The organism is Xanthomonas sp. NCPPB 1638 (assembly GCF_041475635.2).
In the GTDB taxonomy this organism is placed as follows: domain Bacteria; phylum Pseudomonadota; class Gammaproteobacteria; order Xanthomonadales; family Xanthomonadaceae; genus Xanthomonas; species Xanthomonas cucurbitae.
This window is the reverse complement of record NZ_CM192984.1, coordinates 3,553,243-3,570,864: the sequence shown is the minus strand read 5'-3', so window position 1 is coordinate 3,570,864 and position 17,622 is coordinate 3,553,243. Positions and strand designations below refer to the sequence as shown.

Sequence of the window (17,622 nt, the reverse complement as noted above, 5' to 3'; positions counted from 1 at the left end):
GGCCGCAGCACCTGACCGCGCGTTCACCGCAGCTGGAGAATCGAGCAATGAAAAGCATGATGGCAATCAGCGGCGCTGCGCTGCTGGCGGTCGGCGCGGCCGGGCGTGCGCGTGCGCAACAGCCCGATGAGGGATTCTGGAATGGCGCCACGGCCGAGGTCACCGCGCTCAATTTCTATTACAACCGCGACTTCCGCAGTGGCGACGGGCAGGGCAAGCGGGCCGAATGGGCGCAAGGCTTCGTGGTCGATGCCAGGAGCGGCTACACCCGCGGCCCGGTCGGCGCAGGGTTGGACCTGCTGGGCATCGGCGACTTCAAGCTCGATGGCGTGCGTGCCGAAGGCGGCACCGGCCTGCTGCCCAGCAACGACGATGGCACTGCGCAGCACGCGCTGGTGCGCGTGGCGCCCACGCTCAAGCTACGCGCCTCGCAGACCGAATTGAAATGGGGCAGTTTCATTCCCAACGAGCCGCTGGTGCGCGCCAGCATCACCCGCATCATGCCGGAGACCTTTCAGGGCGTGACCCTGGAGTCCAAGGATGTGCCCAAGCTCGATCTGCTGCTGGCGCGTTTCACCAGCGCCTGGTATCGCGACGGCGATTCGCGCGTGCCGATCACCCTGGCCAACAAGAACCGTCGCTTTCTCGGGACCCCTGATTCGGACGCGCTCGATCTGGTGTCGGCGACTTATACGCTGGCCCCGGGCACCCAGCTGCGTTATCAGGGCGCGGTGATGGAAGACATCTACCGCCAGCAGCTCTACAACCTGATCCAGACCCAGATGTTCGGCAAGGACCGCCTGCGCGTGGATCTGCGCTACTTCCGCACCGACGATACTGGTCAGTCGCGCGCCGGCTTGATCGACAACCGCATGGTCAGCAGCATGGTGTCCTGGCGCACCGGCGGCCATGAATTCGGTGTCGGCTATCAGAAGCTGTCCGGCCCCAGCGCCATGCCCTGGCCGGGCGGCACCGATGGCAATGTCTTCAACTGGACCTTCATCAACGACTTCCTCGAGCGCGGCGAGCGCAGCTGGCAACTGCGTTACAGCATCGATGGCGACAGCATCGGCATTCCCGGCCTCAGCGTCATGGTGCGCTACATCAGCGGCGACAATGCACGCCCGGCCACCTATGCCGGCGAAGGCCGCGAATGGGCGCGCGATGTGCTCACTACCTATCAGTTCCAGAGCGAGCGCTTCAAGCATCTGAGCCTGATCTGGTTCAACGGCACCTTTCGCTCCAACTACCAGCGCAACGTCGATGAAAACCGGTTGATCCTGCAGTATCGGCGCCAGTTCGACAGCCCCGATCGTTAACGCATTCCACCCCCATGTTCTGCAAGGTAGCCCCTGATGTCCGCAACCCAGCACGCCATGCCCTGGCTCAGCATCCGCGCCCATGCGCGCGACAACGTCGCCATTGTCGTCAACGATGGCGGTGCGCCCGCCGGCGCCGGTTTTCCGGATGGGGTGAGCGCCATCGAACACATTCCGCAGGGCCACAAGATGGCGCTGGTGGACCTGCCGGCGGGCGCGCCGGTGATCCGCCTGGGCGCGGTGATCGGCACCGCCAATGCCGCGATTGCACGCGGCGCCTGGGTCAGCGAGCAGCTGCTGGCGATGCCCGAGGCCCCCGAACTGGCCACGCTGGATCTGGGGCTGCATCCGGCGCCAGCGCCCGAGCCGCTGGAGGGTTACACCTTCCAGGGCTACCGCAATCGCGATGGCAGCGTGGGGACACGCAATATCCTGGGCATCATGACCAGCGTGCAGTGCGTGGTCGGCGTGCTCGGGCACGCGGTGGACCGCATCCGCGCCGAGTTGCTGCCCAGGTATCCGCATGTCGACGATGTGGTGGCGGTCAATCACGTCTACGGCTGCGGCGTGGCGATCACTGCGCCGGAGGCCATCATTCCCATCCGCACGCTGCGCAACATCGCGCGCAGCCCCAACTTCGGCGGGCAGGCGCTGATCGTGGGACTGGGTTGCGAAAAGCTCGCGCCGGAGCGTCTGTTGCCCGACGACGCCAGCGACGACGACAGCGGCGTGTATCGCCTGCAGGAAGCCAGCCTGGGTTTTGCCGACATGGTGGGCGCGATCATGGCCATGGCCGAAGAACGCCTGCGCCATCTGGATCGGCGCCGCCGCGAAACCGTGCCGGCCAGCGAATTGGTGGTAGGCATGCAATGCGGCGGTAGCGACGCGTTTTCCGGCGTCACCGCCAACCCGGGCCTGGGCGTGGCCGCCGACCTGCTGGTGCGTGCCGGCGCCACGGTGATGTTCTCGGAAAACACCGAAGTGCGCGACGGCATCCATCTGCTGGTGCCACGCGCCGCCAATGCAGACGTGGCGAAGGCGCTGGTACGCGAGATGGCCTGGTACGACGCCTATCTGGCGCGTGGGCAGGCCGATCGCAGTGCCAACACCACCCCCGGCAACAAGAAGGGCGGGCTGGCCAACATCGTGGAAAAGGCGATGGGCTCGATCGCCAAATCCGGCTCTTCGGCGATCAATGGCGTGGTGCCACCCGGCGAGCGGGTCAAGGGGCGCGGATTGCAGTACTGCGCTACCCCGGCCAGCGACTTCGTCTGCGGCACGCTGCAGGTCGCCGCCGGCATGAACCTGCATGTGTTCACCACCGGCCGCGGCACCCCCTACGGCCTGGGCATGGTGCCGGTCATCAAGGTGGCCACCCGCAGCGAGCTGGCACAGCGCTGGTCCGACCTGATGGACATCGATGCCGGCGGCGTGGCGACCGGCGCCAAGACGCTGGAGCAATTGGGCTGGGAGTTGTTCCAGCGCTATCTGGACGTGGCCAGCGGCCAACGCACCTGGACCGAGCGGCATCGCCTGCACAACGATCTGGCCTTGTTCAACCCGGCGCCGATTACTTAGCAACGCTTGCTGCACGATGGCGCAGGTCGCCTGGCGTGGCGACGCCGGGGCACTCACCCCCATCTCTCTTCCGCAGGGAGCGGGGCTTGCCGTTCCCTTCTCCCGATGGGAGAAGGTGCCCCGAAGGGGCGGATGAGGGCAGGTGCGCAGCCTCATGCGCTATGTCGCACAGCGCCCGATAGCACACCCGCGCAGTCTCATGAAAACCATCGTGCGTGCAGGCGAAATCAAGCCGCCATCAACACCCTCGTAAGACACCCACCCCACCGATCAACGCGCCGCCACACCACCGGCCAACGCCCGCGCGCCGTCAGCGCCTATTGCTCACCCATTCGCCCGTCAACGGCATGCGCCGATACAATGCGCGCTCGTTTTCAGTGTTGACGGAGTTCCCATGTCCCAGATCATCCATACCGATCAGGCGCCTGCCGCCATCGGTCCGTATTCCCAGGCCGTGCGCGCCGGCAACACCGTGTATTTCTCCGGCCAGATTCCGCTGGACCCGGCCACCGGCGAGATCGTGCCCGGCGATATCGGCGCGCAGGCACGCCGCGCCTTCGACAACCTCAAGGCGGTGGCCGAAGCAGCCGGCGGCTCGCTCGACAAGATCGTGCGGCTGGGCCTGTACCTGACCGACCTGGGCCAGTTCGCCGCCGTCAACGCGGTGATGCAGGACTATTTCCAGGCCCCGTTCCCGGCCCGCTCCACCATCGAGGTCTCCGGCCTGCCCAAGGGCGCCGGCTTCGAAGTCGATGCGGTGATGGTGCTCGACTGATTCCGTCCGGCTGATCGGCGCCGATCCGTCGTGCCGCGCGCACCCACCGCAGCGCCAAGCCTGGCCGTCGCCGGCCAGGCTGCGTTGTCCAGCCTGCCTGGTGTCGGCCCGAGGGTGGCCGAGAAATTTGCCGCGCGCGGCATCGTGAGCCTGCAGGACCTGTGGCTGCACCTGCCGCTGCGTTACGAAGACCGCACCCGCCTGACCACCATCGCGCAGCTGCAAAGCGGCGTGCCCGCGCAGATCGAAGGGCGGGTGGAGGCGGTGGAACGCGGCTTTCGCTTCCGCCCGGTGTTGCGCGTGGCGGTCTCCGATGACTCGCACGGCAGCGTGGTGCTGCGCTTCTTCCATTTCCGCGCTGCCCAGGTGGCGCAGTTTGCCGTGGGGACGCGCGTGCGGGTGTTCGGCACGCCCAAGCCCGGCCAGCACGGCTGGGAGATCGTCCATCCCAGCTATCGGGTGCTTGCGCCGGGCGAGGATGCCGGCTTGGGCGACAGCCTGGACCCGGTCTACCCGGTGCTCGAAGGGGTCGGCCCGGCCACGCTGCGCAAGCTCATCGGCCAGGCGTTGGAGCGGCTGCCGCCGGAGGCCGCGCTGGAATTGCTGCCATCGCAGTGGCTGCAGGACGACCAGCTGCCCTCGCTGCGCACGGCCTTGCTGACCATGCATCGCCCGCCGGTCGGCACCGATCCGCAGCAGCTGCTCGCTGGCGGGCATCCGGCCCAGCGGCGCCTGGCGCTGGAAGAACTGCTGGCCCATCAACTCAGCCTGCGCCGTCAGCGCATCGCGCTGCAGCGCTTGCGTGCCCCGCAGTTGCGCGGCGGCCGGCTGGTGCAGCAACTGCGCAATGCCCTGCCGTTCCAGCTCACCGGCGCGCAGCAGCGGGTGTTCGAACAGATTGCGCACGACCTTGCGCAGCCCTCGCCGATGCTGCGGCTGGTGCAGGGCGATGTCGGCAGCGGCAAGACCGTGGTCGCGGCGCTGGCGGCGATGCTGGCGGTGGAGCAGGGCAAGCAGGCGGCCCTGGCCGCGCCCACCGAACTGCTGGCCGAGCAGCACCTCACCAACCTGCGCGGCTGGCTGGAGCCGTTGGGCGTGCGCATCGTCTGGCTGGCCGGCAAGGTCACCGGCAAGGCGCGCGCTGCGGCCATGGCCGAGGTGGCCTCCGGCCAGGCGCAGCTGGTGGTGGGCACGCATGCCCTGATGCAGGAGGCGGTGGTCTTCCATGACCTGGCCCTGGTCATCATCGACGAGCAGCACCGTTTCGGCGTGCACCAACGCCTGGCGCTGCGCGACAAGGGTGCGGCCGCCGGCAGCGTGCCGCACCAGTTGGTGATGACCGCCACCCCGATCCCGCGCACGCTGGCGATGTCCGCGTATGCGGATCTGGACGTCTCGGCCATCGACGAACTACCGCCCGGACGCACCCCGGTGCAGACGATTGTCCTGAGTGCCGAGCGGCGTCCGGAGCTGGTCGAGCGCATCCGCGCCGCCTGTGCCGAAGGCCGCCAGGCGTACTGGGTGTGCACCCTGATCGAAGAAAGCGAAGAGCCGGAGAAGGGCGCGCCGGGCGGGCCGCCGCGCATCGAAGCGCAGGCCGCGCAGGTCACCTACGAGGCGTTGTCGGCGCAACTGCCCGGCGTGCGCGTGGCGCTGGTGCACGGGCGCATGAAACCGGCCGAGAAACAGCGGGCCATGCTCGATTTCAAGCAGGGCCGCAGCGATCTGCTGGTGGCCACCACCGTGATCGAAGTCGGCGTAGACGTGCCCAATGCGTCGTTGATGATTATCGAAAACGCCGAGCGTCTGGGCCTGGCCCAGTTGCACCAGTTGCGCGGGCGAGTCGGGCGCGGCGCGGCCGCCTCCAGCTGTGTGCTGCTTTATCAGGCGCCATTGTCGCTGATGGCCCGTCAGCGCCTGGAAACCATGCGCCAGACCAACGATGGCTTCGTGATCGCCGAAAGGGACCTGGAGCTGCGCGGTCCTGGCGAACTGCTGGGTACGCGCCAGACCGGCCTGGCCAGTTTCCGCATCGCCGACCTGGCCCGCGACGCCGGCCTGCTGCCGCGCGTGCAGGTGCTGGCCGACCGCCTGCTGGCCGAGGCGCCGGAGATCGCTGATCGGGTGGTGGCGCGCTGGATCGGGAGCGCGGTGCGGTATGCGGCCGCTTGAGCGGCTGGGAATCGGGAATCGGGATTCGGGAATCGTAAAAGCAAAGGCTGCTGCTTCCTTTTCATCCGAAGGCGTTCGCTTGATCGGCTGATCCTTGCGAAGATGGGGCAACGAATCCCGAATGCCCACTCCCGAATCCCATGACAAAAAAGATACCGCTGCTGATCGATACCGACCCGGGCGTGGATGATGCGCTGGCGTTGCTGATGGCCTTCAACGACAGCCGCCATGCGGTGGTCGGGCTGACCATCGCCGCCGGCAACGTGGGCCTGGAGCACACCGTGCGCAACGCCTTGAAGGTGTGCGAGATCGCCGGTCGCGACGATGTGCCGGTATATGCCGGCTGCCCGCAGCCGCTGCTGCATTCCTCCGTGGATGCGGCACATGTGCATGGCATCGATGGCTTTGGCGACGTTGGTCTGCCGGCGGCCAAGCGTTGCGTCGAAGCGGAACATGCCGCGCTCGCGATCCTGCGCTTGTCGCATGCATACGCCGGCGAGCTGTTGCTGGTGGCACTGGGCCCGCTGACCAATCTTGCCCTGGCGTTGACCCTGGACCCGACCCTGCCGCAGCGCGTGGCGCGGCTGGTGGTGATGGGCGGGGCGCTGACCGGGCACGGCAACATCACCCCGGCAGCTGAATTCAACATCGGTTTCGACCCGGAGGCGGCGCACATCGTGTTCCGCGGTTTCCCGCACTTCGACGTGGCCGACTGGGAGGCCACCATCGCGCACGGCCTGCTGCACCGGGACGTGGAGCAGTGGCTGGCCGCCGATTCGGCCCGCGCCCGCTTCTACGAGGAGATCTCGCGCAAGACCCGCCTGTGGTCCGAAGACAGCCGCGGCGAGTACTGGTATGCGGCCGATGCGCTGGCGATGGCGTTTGCGCTGCACCCGGACGGCGCCCAGCGCCTGGAGCGGCGCCCGGTGCAGATCGAACTGTCCGGCACCCACACCCGCGGGATGACCCTGGTGGACTGGAACCGGCAGGGCCGCGCGCCCGACAATGCCAACCTGTTGCTGCAATACGACCGCCAACGGTTCCACGGGCTGGTCGGCGCGGCACTGGCGGCGAGCTAGGGGCACCTTGCGCAGGGTGCCTGCAGGTCGCTATAATGCTCGGCTTATCCAGGCAGCCCGAGCGCCAAGCCCATGAAAAATAACGTGCATCCCGACTACGAAGAGGTCGTCTTTCACGACGTGACCTCTGATTTCAAGATCCTGACCCGATCCACCATGAGCTCCAAGGATACCGTGATGTGGGAGGACGGCGAGGAATATCCGCTCATCAAGGTGGAAATCTCCTCCGCGTCGCACCCGTTCTACACCGGCAAGCACAATGTGATCGACACCGGCGGCCGGATCGACAAGTTCCAGAGGCGCTACGGGCGCTAAGCCTGCAAGACGGGCTGTACCAGCAACGGCCGCGCACTGCGCGGCCGTTTGTTTTGGGCCTGCCGCCGCTTCGTTTGCGTCGCCCCTGCGACGCGCGTCTACGACTTCAGTCCAAGCGACGACCAAAATGCTGCTGTGCGATAATGACGTGATCCGAGGCGATGCCTTGGACTTCCATCACGTGCCTGCCCATGTGGGATCAGGCGCCTTCCACTGAAGGAGCGTACACAGTGTCCGATCTTGATCAGGTCACGCTCAACGCCGGCGACACGTCGGTCGTTCTGCCGGTTCTCAAGCCCACGCTGGGCAATGACTGCGTCGATATTTCCAAGCTGACCAAAGAAACCGGTCTGTTCACCTACGACTCGGGCTTCACCGCCACCGCCAGCTGCAAGTCGGCCATCACCTACATCGATGGCGACAATGGCGTGTTGTTGTACCGCGGCTACCCGATCGAGCAGCTGGCCGAGAAGTCCAGCTTCCTGGAAGTGTCGTACCTGCTGATGAACGGCGAACTGCCGACGGCGGACGAATTCAAGAAGTTCGACCACGAAGTGACGCATCACACGATGATGCACGAGTCGCTGAAGAACTTCCTCGGCGGTTTCCGCCACGACGCCCACCCGATGGCCATGCTGGCCGGCTCGGTCGCCTCGCTGTCGGCGTTCTACCACGACACCCTGGACCTCAACGATCCGGAACAGCGCCGCCAGGCCGCCATCCGTCTGATCGCCAAGGTGCCGACCCTGGCTGCTGCTGCGTACCGCTATTCGATCGGCTGGCCGATCCGCTACCCGCGCAACAACCTGAACTACGTCGACCGCTTCCTGCACATGATGTTCGAAGTGCCGAGCGAGCCGCTGGAGATCAACCCGGTCGTGGCCAAGGCGCTGGATCTGCTGTTCATCCTGCACGCCGATCACGAGCAGAACGCCTCGACCTCGACCGTGCGTCTGGTCGGTTCGACTGGCGCCAACCCGTACGCATCGGTCGCAGCGGGCATCACCGCGCTGTGGGGCCCGGCGCACGGCGGCGCCAACGAAGCGGTGCTGAAGATGCTCGAAGAAATCGGCACCGCCGATAACGTCGAGTCGGCCGTGGCCAAGGCCAAGGACAAGAACTCCTCGTTCCGCCTGATGGGATTCGGTCACCGCGTCTACAAGAACTTCGATCCGCGCGCCAAGATCATCCGCGAGATGACCCACAAGGTGCTGGGCGAGCTGGGTGTCAACGACCCGCTGCTGGAAGTGGCGCTGAAGCTGGAAGAGGCCGCGCTGAAGGACGACTACTTCGTGCAGCGCAAGCTGTACCCGAACGTCGACTTCTACTCGGGCATCATCTACAAGGCGCTCAATATCCCGGTGGAAATGTTCACTGTGATGTTCGCCATCGCCCGCACCGCCGGCTGGGTGTCGCATTGGCTGGAACAGCAGGTGGACCCGGAAATGAAGATCGGCCGTCCCCGCCAGATCTACACCGGCTACGACAAGCGCGACTACACCGACAGCGCCAAGCGCTGATCGACTCACGTTTCGCTGCGTAAACCAGCGCCCCGCACTGCGGGGCGTTTTCGTTTTTGGCTGCTGCCGTCACTGAAACCGGGGCGCTTGCCAAGCGCGGCTGGCAAAGCCTGGCGAGCAGTCGCCGGATAAATGCCGACGGCCCGCCCAGCAATGGGAGCGCTTGCGCGGGCTCAATCCCGTTGCTGGTACGCGGCGCTCTCCTGTTCGGCGAGCAGCTGCCGCAGTTGCGCCGCCGAGGCGCGCGGCATCGGCTTTTCGTCCAGTTGCGAGAGCGGTGCCTGGCGCAGGGCGTCGTAGGGCAGCACAGTCAGGTCGAAGCTCAGGTCTTCGGCACTGAACAGCCACACCGGAAACTCGCCGTTGCGCTCGCGGTCCAGCCGCAGGCGGCGGGTACGCGCTTCGGCAGGAATGCGGTGTTCTTCCAGAAAGCGTTGCACTGCGTCGGCATCGTCGCTGTGCAGCTGCAACTGCACGGGCGCATTCGCATCGGCAGTGCCCTCTAGCACCGGGCCGGTCAGCCGCGGCTGGAACCGGCTGAGGAAATCCAGCGCCCGCAACGCCGCCTCGCGGCGCTGGCGTAGCCGCAGGTGTGGTCTGGGCCGGCGAACAGGCGCTGGTACTCGCGCAAGGCATCTTCGATCTCGCGATTGCGCGGCAGCGAAGCGTCGTCATGGATGCCGAGCCGGCTGGCGGCCTTGAGCTTGGCCTGGTGGAAATCGCGGATGCCGCCTTCGGCCATCAATCTGGCGGCCTCATGGGCGAGCCGATGGCGGCGTTCCCGGGTGCGCGTATCGGCGTGCTGGCGTGCGTGATGCATGACCCGGCTCCCCTGATGAACCTGGGCTCGACTCTACAACAGCCACATGAAGACATGGCGAATGCGTTGCGCCATGTTGAGCACGAACCGCGTCGTACTGCCGATCTCGCTCCATCAGGCAATCAGCCACAAACGGCAGCTGCCTGTTCGCGTCATTGCACCTGCCTCACCCGCCCAAGAAAAAGGGGAGCCGGAGCAGCCACGCTGTTCCGATTCCCCATTCCCGAATCCCGAATCCCAGCCCTTAAAAAATATCGAACGCCTTCTCGTCCTGCTGTTCCTGCAAGCCGTAGTCGTAATCCTGCAGGCGATCCAGGTCCTCGTTCTTCACCCACTCGACTGCGCCGTTGATGGTGGCCTGGGTCATGCCATCGGGCGGATCGTTGGCGGCGATCGGCTTGTCCTTCAACGCCACGCGCATGTAGTCGATCCAGATCGGCAAGGCCGCCTTGCCGCCGTACTCGCGGTAGCCCAGCGAGCGGAAGTCGTCGCGGCCGACCCACACGGTGGTGGCATACGGACCGCCGAAGCCGGAGAACCAGGCGTCGCGGTGGTCATTGGTCGAGCCGGTCTTGCCGCCCACGTCCTCACGGCCCAACACCTTGGCGGCGGTGCCGGTGCCGCGCTGGACCACGTCGCGCATCATCGACACCAATTGGTAGGCGGTGCGCTCGTCGATGGCGCGGGGGGCAATCTTGGTCTCCGCCGTCGCCGCGGGGGTGGCCTGCGCCGGTGCCGGTGCGGCATTGGCGGCCGGGGCGGGCGGCGTAGCCGCTGCCTGCGCGCCGAAGTTGAAGCCGTCCACCACCTGGCTCACCGGTGCGACGTTGCCGCCTTGCAGAGCGCAGGTGCGGCATGCCACCGCCGGCACTTCCTTGAAGATGAGGTTGCCGTCGCGGTCCCTGACCTCATCCACGATCCAGGTGTCCACGCGCGAGCCGCCATTGGCGAACGCCGCGTAGCCACGCGCCACCGACAGCGGCGTCAGCGACGCGGTGCCCAGCGACATCGACAGGTTGGGCGGCAGCTCGGCCTCCTGGAAGCCGAACTGGCTGATGTACTTGCGGGCGAAATCGACACCGATGGCGTCCAGCAGGCGCACCGAGACCAGATTGCGCGACTGCACCAGCGCTTCGCGCAGGCGCATCGGGCCACGGAAGCCGCCGCCGTCGTTCTGCGGCGACCAGGTCTTGCCGCGGCGGTCGCGGAACACCACCGGCGCATCCAGTACGATCGAGGCTGGGTTGAAGCCCTTCTCGAAGGCGGCCGCGTACACGAACGGCTTAAAGCTGGAGCCCGGCTGGCGGCGCGCCTGGGTGGCGCGGTTGAACTTGTTGCCGGCGAAGCTGAAACCGCCGACCAACGCGCGCAGTGCGCCGCTGTTGGCGTCCAGCGACACCAGGGCCGCCTGGCCGCGCGGTAGCTGGTCGATGATCCACTCGCCGTCTTTTTCGTCGGCGCGGATGCGGGTCAGGTCGCCGCGGGTCAGCAGCTTGGCCGGGGTCTTGCTGGTCCAGCGGCTGGCCGAGGCAGGCAGGGTGAGTTCGGTCTTGTCGTGCTGCACGACGGTGACGCCGCCATCGGGGTTGGTGCGCGCCACGATCACCGGGCGCAGCCCGCCCTGGATGAAGACGCCGGACAGATGCTTGGCCAACGCGGCGGCATCGGCATCGGCGGCCACCTCGAAGTGCTGCTCCACCCCGTGCCAGCCATGCCGGTGGTCGTACAGGCGCAGACCTTCGCTGATCGCCGCGTCGGCACCGGTCTGCAGGGTGGCATCGATGGTGGTGGTGACGTGGTAGCCCTTGTTGAGCACGTCGCCACCGTACTTGGCGATCATCTCCTGGCGCACCAGTTCGGTCACGTAGGGTGCGTACACCTGCACCGGCGGCTCGTGCGGCTTGGCGTGCATCGGCACGGCCTTGGCGGCGTCGGCTTCGGCCTGGCTGACGAAGCCCAGCTCGGCCATGCGCTGCAGCACGTAATAGTCGCGCCGTTCTCGCGCGCGCTCCGGGTTGCTGATCGGATTGCCGCTGGAGGGGAACTTGGGGATGCCGGCCAGCGAGGCCATCTCGTCCAGGCTCAACGCGTCCATCTTCTTGCCGTAGTAATACTCGGCCGCAGCTCCCACGCCGTAGGCGCGATTGCCGAAGAAGCTCTTGTTGAGGTACAGCTCGAAGATCTCGTCCTTGCTCAGCTCGCTTTCGATCTTGCGCGCCAGCAGGATCTCGGCCAGCTTGCGGGTATAGCTGTATTCGGAGTTGAGGAAGAACTGCCGCGCCACCTGCTGGGTGATGGTCGAGCCGCCGGGTACGCGCTTGGCGTCGGTGGTGGCCAGCAGCCAGATCGCGCGGCCAATGCCCTTGTAGTCCACGCCCCCATGCTCGTAGAAGCGCGCGTCCTCGGTTGCCAGGAAGGCCTGCTTCAGGCGCAGCGGAACCTCCTTGATCTGGACCGGGTAGCGCCGGGTTTCGCCATAGACGGCCATCAGGCGGCCGTCGCTGGCGTAGACGTACATCGGCTCCTGCAGTTCAACCTGCTTGAGGGACTGTACGTCGGGCAACTTCGATGAAATGGCGTAGTACAGGCCGCCAGCGGCAATGGCGCCAAGCAGGGCGAGCACGACGAGCGCGGCCAGGATCCAGCCCAGCCAACGGCGAATACGGGGCATGTACGAGAGATTCCGATTGCAGATTTCTTGGCCACAGAGTATAGATGACGCCGAGTTTGGCTGGGGCCGAACTCTGGGGATCGCAGAAGACGGCACTGGGGTCACGCTCGCGGGGTCATTGCCTTGCGCGTGAGGGGCTTGTCAACTGTTAAAATTTGATTATTAATGCGAGGACGCAGCGTGCGTCCAAGTGCCCATCGGCAGGGGAGTTACCGTGGGGCTTCTACCCAAGAGTCAGTCGCCACTGATCGGTGTCGATATCAGTTCCACTGCGGTCAAGCTGTTGCAGCTGTCGCGCAGCGGGAACCGTTTCCGCGTGGAACACTACGCGGTGGAACCATTGCCGCCGAATGCGGTGGTAGAAAAGAACATCGTCGAAGTGGAAGCGGTGGGCGAAGCCATTCGCCGCGCCATCAACCGTTCCGGCAGCAAGGCCAGGAACGCGGCGGCGGCCGTGGCCGGCTCGGCGGTCATCACCAAGCTGATCCCGATGCCCGCCGACCTGGACGACAGCGATCTGGAAGCGCAGGTCGAGCTGGAGGCCACCAACTACATCCCGTACCCGATCGAGGAAGTGAATCTCGATTTCGAGGTGCTCGGCCCGATGCCCAACAGCCCGGACATGGTCCAGGTGCTGCTGGCCGCTTCGCGCTCGGAGAACGTGGAGCTGCGCCAGTCGGCGCTGGAACTGGGCGGCCTGGTCGCCAAGGTGATGGACGTGGAGGCCTTCGCGGTCGAAAACGCCTTCGCCCTGGTTTCCAGCGAACTGCCGGTGGCCGCCGATGCGGTGGTGGCGCTGGTGGATATCGGCGCCACCATGACCACGCTGAGCGTGCTGCGCTCCGGCCGTAGCCTGTACAGCCGCGAGCAGGTGTTCGGCGGCAAGCAGCTGACCGACGAAGTGATGCGCCGCTATGGCCTGACCTACGAAGAGGCCGGCCTGGCCAAGCGCCAGGGTGGCTTGCCGGAAAGCTACGAGGTCGAGGTGCTTGAGCCGTTCAAGGAGGCGACTGTGCAGCAGATCAGCCGCCTGCTGCAGTTCTTCTACGCCGGCAGCGAATTCAATCGCGTGGACTGCATCGTGCTGGCCGGCGGCTGCGCTGCGCTGTCGCGCCTGCCGGAGATGGTCGAAGAACAGCTGGGGGTGACCACCGTGGTGGCCAACCCGCTCGCACAGATGACGCTGGGTCCCAAGGTTCAGGCCCATGCGCTGGCGCTGGATGCGCCCGCCCTGATGATCGCCACCGGCCTGGCCCTGAGGAGCTTCGACTGATGGCAAGAATCAACCTGTTGCCCTGGCGCGCTGAGCGCAGGAAGGCGCGCGAGCGCGAGTTCTATTCGATGCTGGGCTTCGCCGCGCTGGGCGGGGTGCTGTTGTCGGCGTTGATCTGGTTCTACTACGACGCGCAGATCAGCGGCCAGACCGAGCGCAATGCGTTCCTGACCGCCGAGATCGAGAAGGTCAAGGCGCAGAACGAAGAGATCAAGGAACTCGACAAGAAGAAAGACCGCCTGCTGGCCCGCAAGAAGGTCATCGAGGAGCTGCAGGCCAACCGCTCGCAGATGGTGCACCTGTTCGATTCGCTGGTGCGCACCATTCCCGATGGCGTGGCGCTCACCAACGTCAAGCAGGATGGCGACATCCTGACCCTGGAAGGCCGCTCGCAATCCAATGCGCGCGTCAGTACCTACATGCGCAACCTGGAGGGCTCGGGCTGGATGACCAGCCCGGACCTGTCGATCATCGAGGCCAAGAGCCAGGACAAGGCCGCCGGCCAGCCCGCCGCCGCGTCGGTGGAGACCAAGGCGCTGCCGTATGTGTTCACGCTGAAGGTCAAGCTGGCCAATCCGAACGAGGCCGACAAGAACGGGACGGCGCCGGTCGACGGGCAGGCACCCGGTGCAACGCCAGCGGGCGCTGCACCGGCACCTGCCGCCACACCGGCGCCGACACCCGCAGCGCCTGCACCGGCGCAAGCCACCCGGCCGCAGGAGGGGGCGGCGTCATGAGTAAGAAATCATTCAAGCTCAGCGATCTGGATTTCAACAACATCGGCGGCTGGCCGCAGCAGGCGCGCATCGTGTTCTGCGTGGTCGTGGGCCTGTTCATCATGGTGCTGGCCTGGTTCCTGCTCATCAGCAGCAAGCGCGATGAGCTGGAAGGCCTGGAAGGCACCGAATCCCAGCTGCGCACCGAGTTCGAGACCCAGCAGGGCCGTGCGGTCAACCTGGAGCCGCTCAAGCAGCAGCTCGCGCAGATGGAGCAGGTGCTGCAGCAGATGCTGCGCCAGCTGCCCAGCAAGACCGAAATGCCGGACCTCATCATCGACATCTCGCAGACCGCGCTGTCCAGCGGCCTGTCCAACGAGCTGTTCCAGCCGGGTCCGGAATCGCCGAAGGAGTTCTACGCCGAGAAGCCGATCGCCCTGCGCATGGTGGGCAGCTATCACCAGTTCGGCGCCTTCGTCAGCGGTGTGGCCTCGCTGCCGCGCGTGGTGATCCTGACCATGCACGACATCAACCTCAAGCCCAGGGATGCCAAGGCCGGCATCACTGCGCGCGGCGCGCTGGAATTGTCCGGCACGGTCAAGACCTATCGTTATCTGGACGATGAGGAAATGGCCGAGCAGGAGAAGGCGACGGCCGACGCGGCGAAGAAGGGCGGCCAATGAACATGAAATTGCTCAAGATCCTGTCCTGCGTGGCGCTAATTGCAGTATTGCCGGCGTGCAGCCGGAGCATCACCAGCACGCCCGGTGATGCGCCCAATCTGGAAGCCTGGGTGGCCGAGGTGCGCGCGCGTCCTGCGCCGCCGCTGGAGCCGCTGCCGGTGATGCAGCAGTTCGAGACGTTCGAATACGCAGCGCAGTCGATGCGTGACCCGTTCAGCGATGCCTGGGTCAGTGCGGAAGGCGGCAACGGGACGCGACCGGACCCGAACCGGCGCAAGGAGCCGTTGGAAGCCTTTCCGCTCGACGCCCTTGACATGGTGGGGACCATCGGGGGTGGGTCGGGTCTGATCGCGCTGGTCATGGCGCCGGACAAGGTGACCTACCGGGTGCGGCCGGGTGTGTATCTGGGACAGAGCGATGGCCGGGTGACCGGGGTCTACGAAGACCGCATCGAGCTGATTGAACTGGTGCCGGACGGTGCGGGTGGATGGCTTGAACGGCCGGCCGCACTCGCACTGGAGGATCAATAAAGTGATAGGGGATAGCACGATGACGTTTTCCAATGCCCAGCGGCTGCGTCCGGTTCGGCGCCACGCCACGCTCCGGGCCTGCGCGCTGGGGTTCGCGCTGGCGCTGGCCAGTGGCAGCGCATTCGCGGCCACCGCGCTGGCTTCGCCTGCACAGGAACCGGCCAGGACCGCTCCGGCAAGCCTGGCCGTCTCCAAAATCGACTTCAAACGCGGTGACGACGGTGCTGGCCGCCTGATCCTGCAGTTCGACGGCCAGGGCGCCAGCCCCGACCTGCGGACCCAGGGCGACACCGTGCTGGTGGACATCAGCAACGCCAAGCTGCCCGCCGAACTGCAGCGGCCGCTCAATGTCACCGATTTCGCCACTCCGGTGCAGCGCGTTGAGGTCAAGCCGTCCGGCTCCGGCTCGCAACTGGTGCTGTCCACCAAGGGTGCATTCGATTCGCTGGCCTACCAGACCGGTAACGAATACGTGGTCGAGATCAGCCCGCGCAAGGGCCAGCCGGCCATGGGCGGCGTCAGCCCGGCGGCGGTGACCCAGGCGGCCGCGCAGATCGCGGCGCGCGGCTACAGCGGCCGCCCGGTGACGTTCAACTTCCAGGACGTGCCGGTGCGCACCGTGCTGCAGCTCATCGCCGAAGAATCCAACCTCAACATCGTCGCCTCCGACACCGTGCAGGGCAACGTGACCCTGCGCCTGATGAACGTGCCGTGGGACCAGGCGCTGGACATCGTGCTGCGTGCCAAGGGCCTGGACAAGCGTCGCGACGGCGGCGTGGTGTGGGTCGCTCCGCAGCCGGAGCTGGCCAAGTTCGAGCAGGACAAGGAGGACGCCCGCATCGCGATCGAGAATCGCGAGGACCTGATTACCGATTATGTGCAGATCAACTACCACAACGCGGCGGTGATCTTCAAAGCGCTGACCGAGGCCAAGGGAATCGGCGGCGGCGGTGGTGGCGGTGGTCAAGGTGGGCAGGGCGGGGCAGGCCAGCAGGACAATGGTTTCCTGTCGCCGCGTGGCCGTCTGGTGGCCGACGAGCGCACCAATACCCTGATGATCAGCGATATCCCGAAGAAGGTCGCGCAGATGCGCGAGCTGATCTCGCATATCGACCGTCCGGTGGATCAGGTGTTGATCGAAAGCCGGATCGTGATCGCGACCGATACGTTCGCGCGTGACCTGGGTGCGCGGTTCGGCATTTCCGGTGCCACCGGTCGCGGCATTTTGAGCGGCTCGCTTGAAAGCGTGGTGAACTACAAGAACACCTCGGCGCAGCGTGCCAATGAGCTTGCCAACACGGCGACCCCGACGACGCCGGGAACCAGCAACACGATTCCTGCATTCCTGTTCCCTTCGGGATTGAACATCGATCTGGGAGCCAGCGGATTTACCAATAACCGGGCCGCTGGTTTGGCGTACACGCTGCTAGGCTCCAATTTCAACCTGGATATCGAGTTGTCTGCGATGCAGGAAGAAGGCCGGGGCGAAGTGGTGTCCAACCCGCGCATCGTGACCGCCAACCAACGCGAGGGCGTCATCAAGCAAGGCCGCGAGATCGGTTACGTCACCATCAGTGGAGCGGGCGTGGCGGGCGGTGGATCGCAGGCCAACGTGCAGTTCAAGGAAGTCCTGCTCGAGCTGAAGGTCACTCCGACGATCACCAACGATAATCGCGTTTTCTTGAATATGAACGTCAAGAAGGACGAGGTGGCACGTTTCATCAATCTGCCGCAATACGGCACCGTGCCGGAAATCAATCGCCGTGAGGTCAATACGGCAGTCCTGGTCGGTGATGGCGAGACCGTGGTGATCGGTGGTGTCTACGAGTTCACCGACCGCGAAAGCGTTTCCAAGGTGCCGTTCCTGGGCGACATTCCCTTTCTGGGGAATCTGTTCAAGAAGCGTGGTCGCAGCAAGGAGAAAGCCGAGCTGCTGGTGTTCGTGACGCCCAAGGTCCTGCGGGTTGCAAGCGCTACGCGCTGAGGGTATCGGTTGAGAGGAAAAGGCCGCGTCAGCGGCCTTTTCCATTTGCGGCGGCGGTTTTGTACGCCGGAACTGGGCGGTGAACGTCGCCCATCCTTTTCAGGTCGTCGTCCGTTTCTACGTTGCGACTGAATCGCCAGCACGGCGCGCGATCAGAAAATGCAGCGAAGCAGCCAATACCAATGGT

13 protein-coding genes and 1 pseudogene are annotated in these 17,622 nt (G+C 65.8%); 12 read left to right on the top strand and 2 right to left on the bottom strand.

Annotation, left to right across the window (positions count from 1 at the left end; all coding sequences use genetic code 11):
• Positions 1-47 precede the first annotated feature (47 nt).
• From ACCQ13_RS15460 to ACCQ13_RS15430, 7 genes are all read left to right on the top strand, one after another.
• A complete protein-coding gene (locus ACCQ13_RS15460) occupies positions 48-1,319 on the top strand; it encodes an OprD family porin (protein ID WP_104602523.1) in 1,272 nt (423 codons plus the stop codon).
• Between the two features lie 36 nt (positions 1,320-1,355).
• Positions 1,356-2,897, top strand: a complete 1,542-nt coding sequence (gene garD, locus ACCQ13_RS15455; protein ID WP_159407508.1) for a galactarate dehydratase — start codon at positions 1,356-1,358, stop codon at positions 2,895-2,897.
• A gap of 394 nt (positions 2,898-3,291) precedes the next feature.
• On the top strand, positions 3,292-3,672 hold the full coding sequence (locus ACCQ13_RS15450; RefSeq protein ID WP_159407507.1) for a RidA family protein: 381 nt from the start codon (positions 3,292-3,294) through the stop codon (positions 3,670-3,672).
• Between the two features lie 30 nt (positions 3,673-3,702).
• Positions 3,703-5,844, top strand: coding sequence for an ATP-dependent DNA helicase RecG (gene recG, locus ACCQ13_RS15445; RefSeq protein ID WP_104602520.1), 2,142 nt, complete (start codon positions 3,703-3,705; stop codon positions 5,842-5,844).
• A 140-nt stretch (positions 5,845-5,984) separates the two neighbouring features.
• Positions 5,985-6,923 carry a nucleoside hydrolase gene (locus tag ACCQ13_RS15440; RefSeq protein ID WP_159407506.1) on the top strand — a complete coding sequence of 313 codons (939 nt, stop codon included), beginning with the start codon at positions 5,985-5,987 and terminating at the stop codon, positions 6,921-6,923.
• 72 nt (positions 6,924-6,995) lie between these two features.
• The gene (locus tag ACCQ13_RS15435; RefSeq protein WP_104602518.1) at positions 6,996-7,238 is read left to right on the top strand and encodes a type B 50S ribosomal protein L31; all 243 of its coding nucleotides are present in this window, start codon (positions 6,996-6,998) and stop codon (positions 7,236-7,238) included.
• A 230-nt stretch (positions 7,239-7,468) separates the two neighbouring features.
• On the top strand, positions 7,469-8,758 hold the full coding sequence (locus ACCQ13_RS15430; RefSeq protein WP_104539991.1) for a citrate synthase: 1,290 nt from the start codon (positions 7,469-7,471) through the stop codon (positions 8,756-8,758).
• Positions 8,759-8,931: 173 nt separating this feature from the next.
• Here the strand turns inward: ACCQ13_RS15430 and ACCQ13_RS15425 are convergent.
• Positions 8,932-9,578, bottom strand: a pseudogene (locus ACCQ13_RS15425) (hypothetical protein).
• A 244-nt stretch (positions 9,579-9,822) separates the two neighbouring features.
• Positions 9,823-12,249, bottom strand: coding sequence for a penicillin-binding protein 1A (locus ACCQ13_RS15420; protein ID WP_167526933.1), 2,427 nt, complete (start codon positions 12,247-12,249; stop codon positions 9,823-9,825).
• 214 nt (positions 12,250-12,463) lie between these two features.
• Between ACCQ13_RS15420 and ACCQ13_RS15415 the strand changes: the two genes are divergently transcribed.
• The 5 genes from ACCQ13_RS15415 to ACCQ13_RS15395 are packed head-to-tail and all read left to right on the top strand — an operon-like array spanning position 12,464 to position 17,435.
• Entirely contained in the window at positions 12,464-13,522 is a 1,059-nt protein-coding gene (locus ACCQ13_RS15415) for a pilus assembly protein PilM (RefSeq protein ID WP_104602515.1), read from the top strand.
• Positions 13,522-14,259, top strand: a complete 738-nt coding sequence (locus ACCQ13_RS15410) for a PilN domain-containing protein (protein WP_104602514.1) — start codon at positions 13,522-13,524, stop codon at positions 14,257-14,259. The genes ACCQ13_RS15415 and ACCQ13_RS15410 overlap by 1 nt, the downstream gene beginning before the upstream one ends.
• Complete coding sequence (locus ACCQ13_RS15405) at positions 14,256-14,921, top strand: type IV pilus inner membrane component PilO (protein WP_104602513.1); 666 nt, start codon at positions 14,256-14,258, stop codon at positions 14,919-14,921. Before ACCQ13_RS15410 ends, ACCQ13_RS15405 begins: the two co-directional genes overlap by 4 nt.
• A complete protein-coding gene (locus ACCQ13_RS15400; protein WP_159407504.1) occupies positions 14,918-15,451 on the top strand; it encodes a pilus assembly protein PilP in 534 nt (177 codons plus the stop codon). The genes ACCQ13_RS15405 and ACCQ13_RS15400 overlap by 4 nt, the downstream gene beginning before the upstream one ends.
• A gap of 19 nt (positions 15,452-15,470) precedes the next feature.
• Positions 15,471-17,435: a type IV pilus secretin PilQ gene (locus ACCQ13_RS15395; protein WP_159407503.1), complete on the top strand. Its 1,965-nt coding sequence runs from the start codon at positions 15,471-15,473 to the stop codon at positions 17,433-17,435.
• Positions 17,436-17,622 lie beyond the last annotated feature (187 nt).

Excerpts from the sequence above, each read along its gene's own strand:
- ACCQ13_RS15440 (WP_159407506.1), top strand. The coding sequence starts at position 5,985 with ATGACAAAAAAGATACCGCTGCTGATCGATACCGACCCGGGCGTGGAT.
- ACCQ13_RS15420 (WP_167526933.1), bottom strand. The coding sequence starts at position 12,249 with ATGCCCCGTATTCGCCGTTGGCTGGGCTGGATCCTGGCCGCGCTCGTC.
- garD (WP_159407508.1), top strand. The coding sequence starts at position 1,356 with ATGTCCGCAACCCAGCACGCCATGCCCTGGCTCAGCATCCGCGCCCAT.
- ACCQ13_RS15395 (WP_159407503.1), top strand. The coding sequence starts at position 15,471 with ATGACGTTTTCCAATGCCCAGCGGCTGCGTCCGGTTCGGCGCCACGCC.
- ACCQ13_RS15410 (WP_104602514.1), top strand. The coding sequence starts at position 13,522 with ATGGCAAGAATCAACCTGTTGCCCTGGCGCGCTGAGCGCAGGAAGGCG.
- ACCQ13_RS15460 (WP_104602523.1), top strand. The coding sequence starts at position 48 with ATGAAAAGCATGATGGCAATCAGCGGCGCTGCGCTGCTGGCGGTCGGC.
- ACCQ13_RS15450 (WP_159407507.1), top strand. The coding sequence starts at position 3,292 with ATGTCCCAGATCATCCATACCGATCAGGCGCCTGCCGCCATCGGTCCG.
- ACCQ13_RS15405 (WP_104602513.1), top strand. The coding sequence starts at position 14,256 with ATGAGTAAGAAATCATTCAAGCTCAGCGATCTGGATTTCAACAACATC.
- ACCQ13_RS15400 (WP_159407504.1), top strand. The coding sequence starts at position 14,918 with ATGAACATGAAATTGCTCAAGATCCTGTCCTGCGTGGCGCTAATTGCA.
- ACCQ13_RS15435 (WP_104602518.1), top strand. The coding sequence starts at position 6,996 with ATGAAAAATAACGTGCATCCCGACTACGAAGAGGTCGTCTTTCACGAC.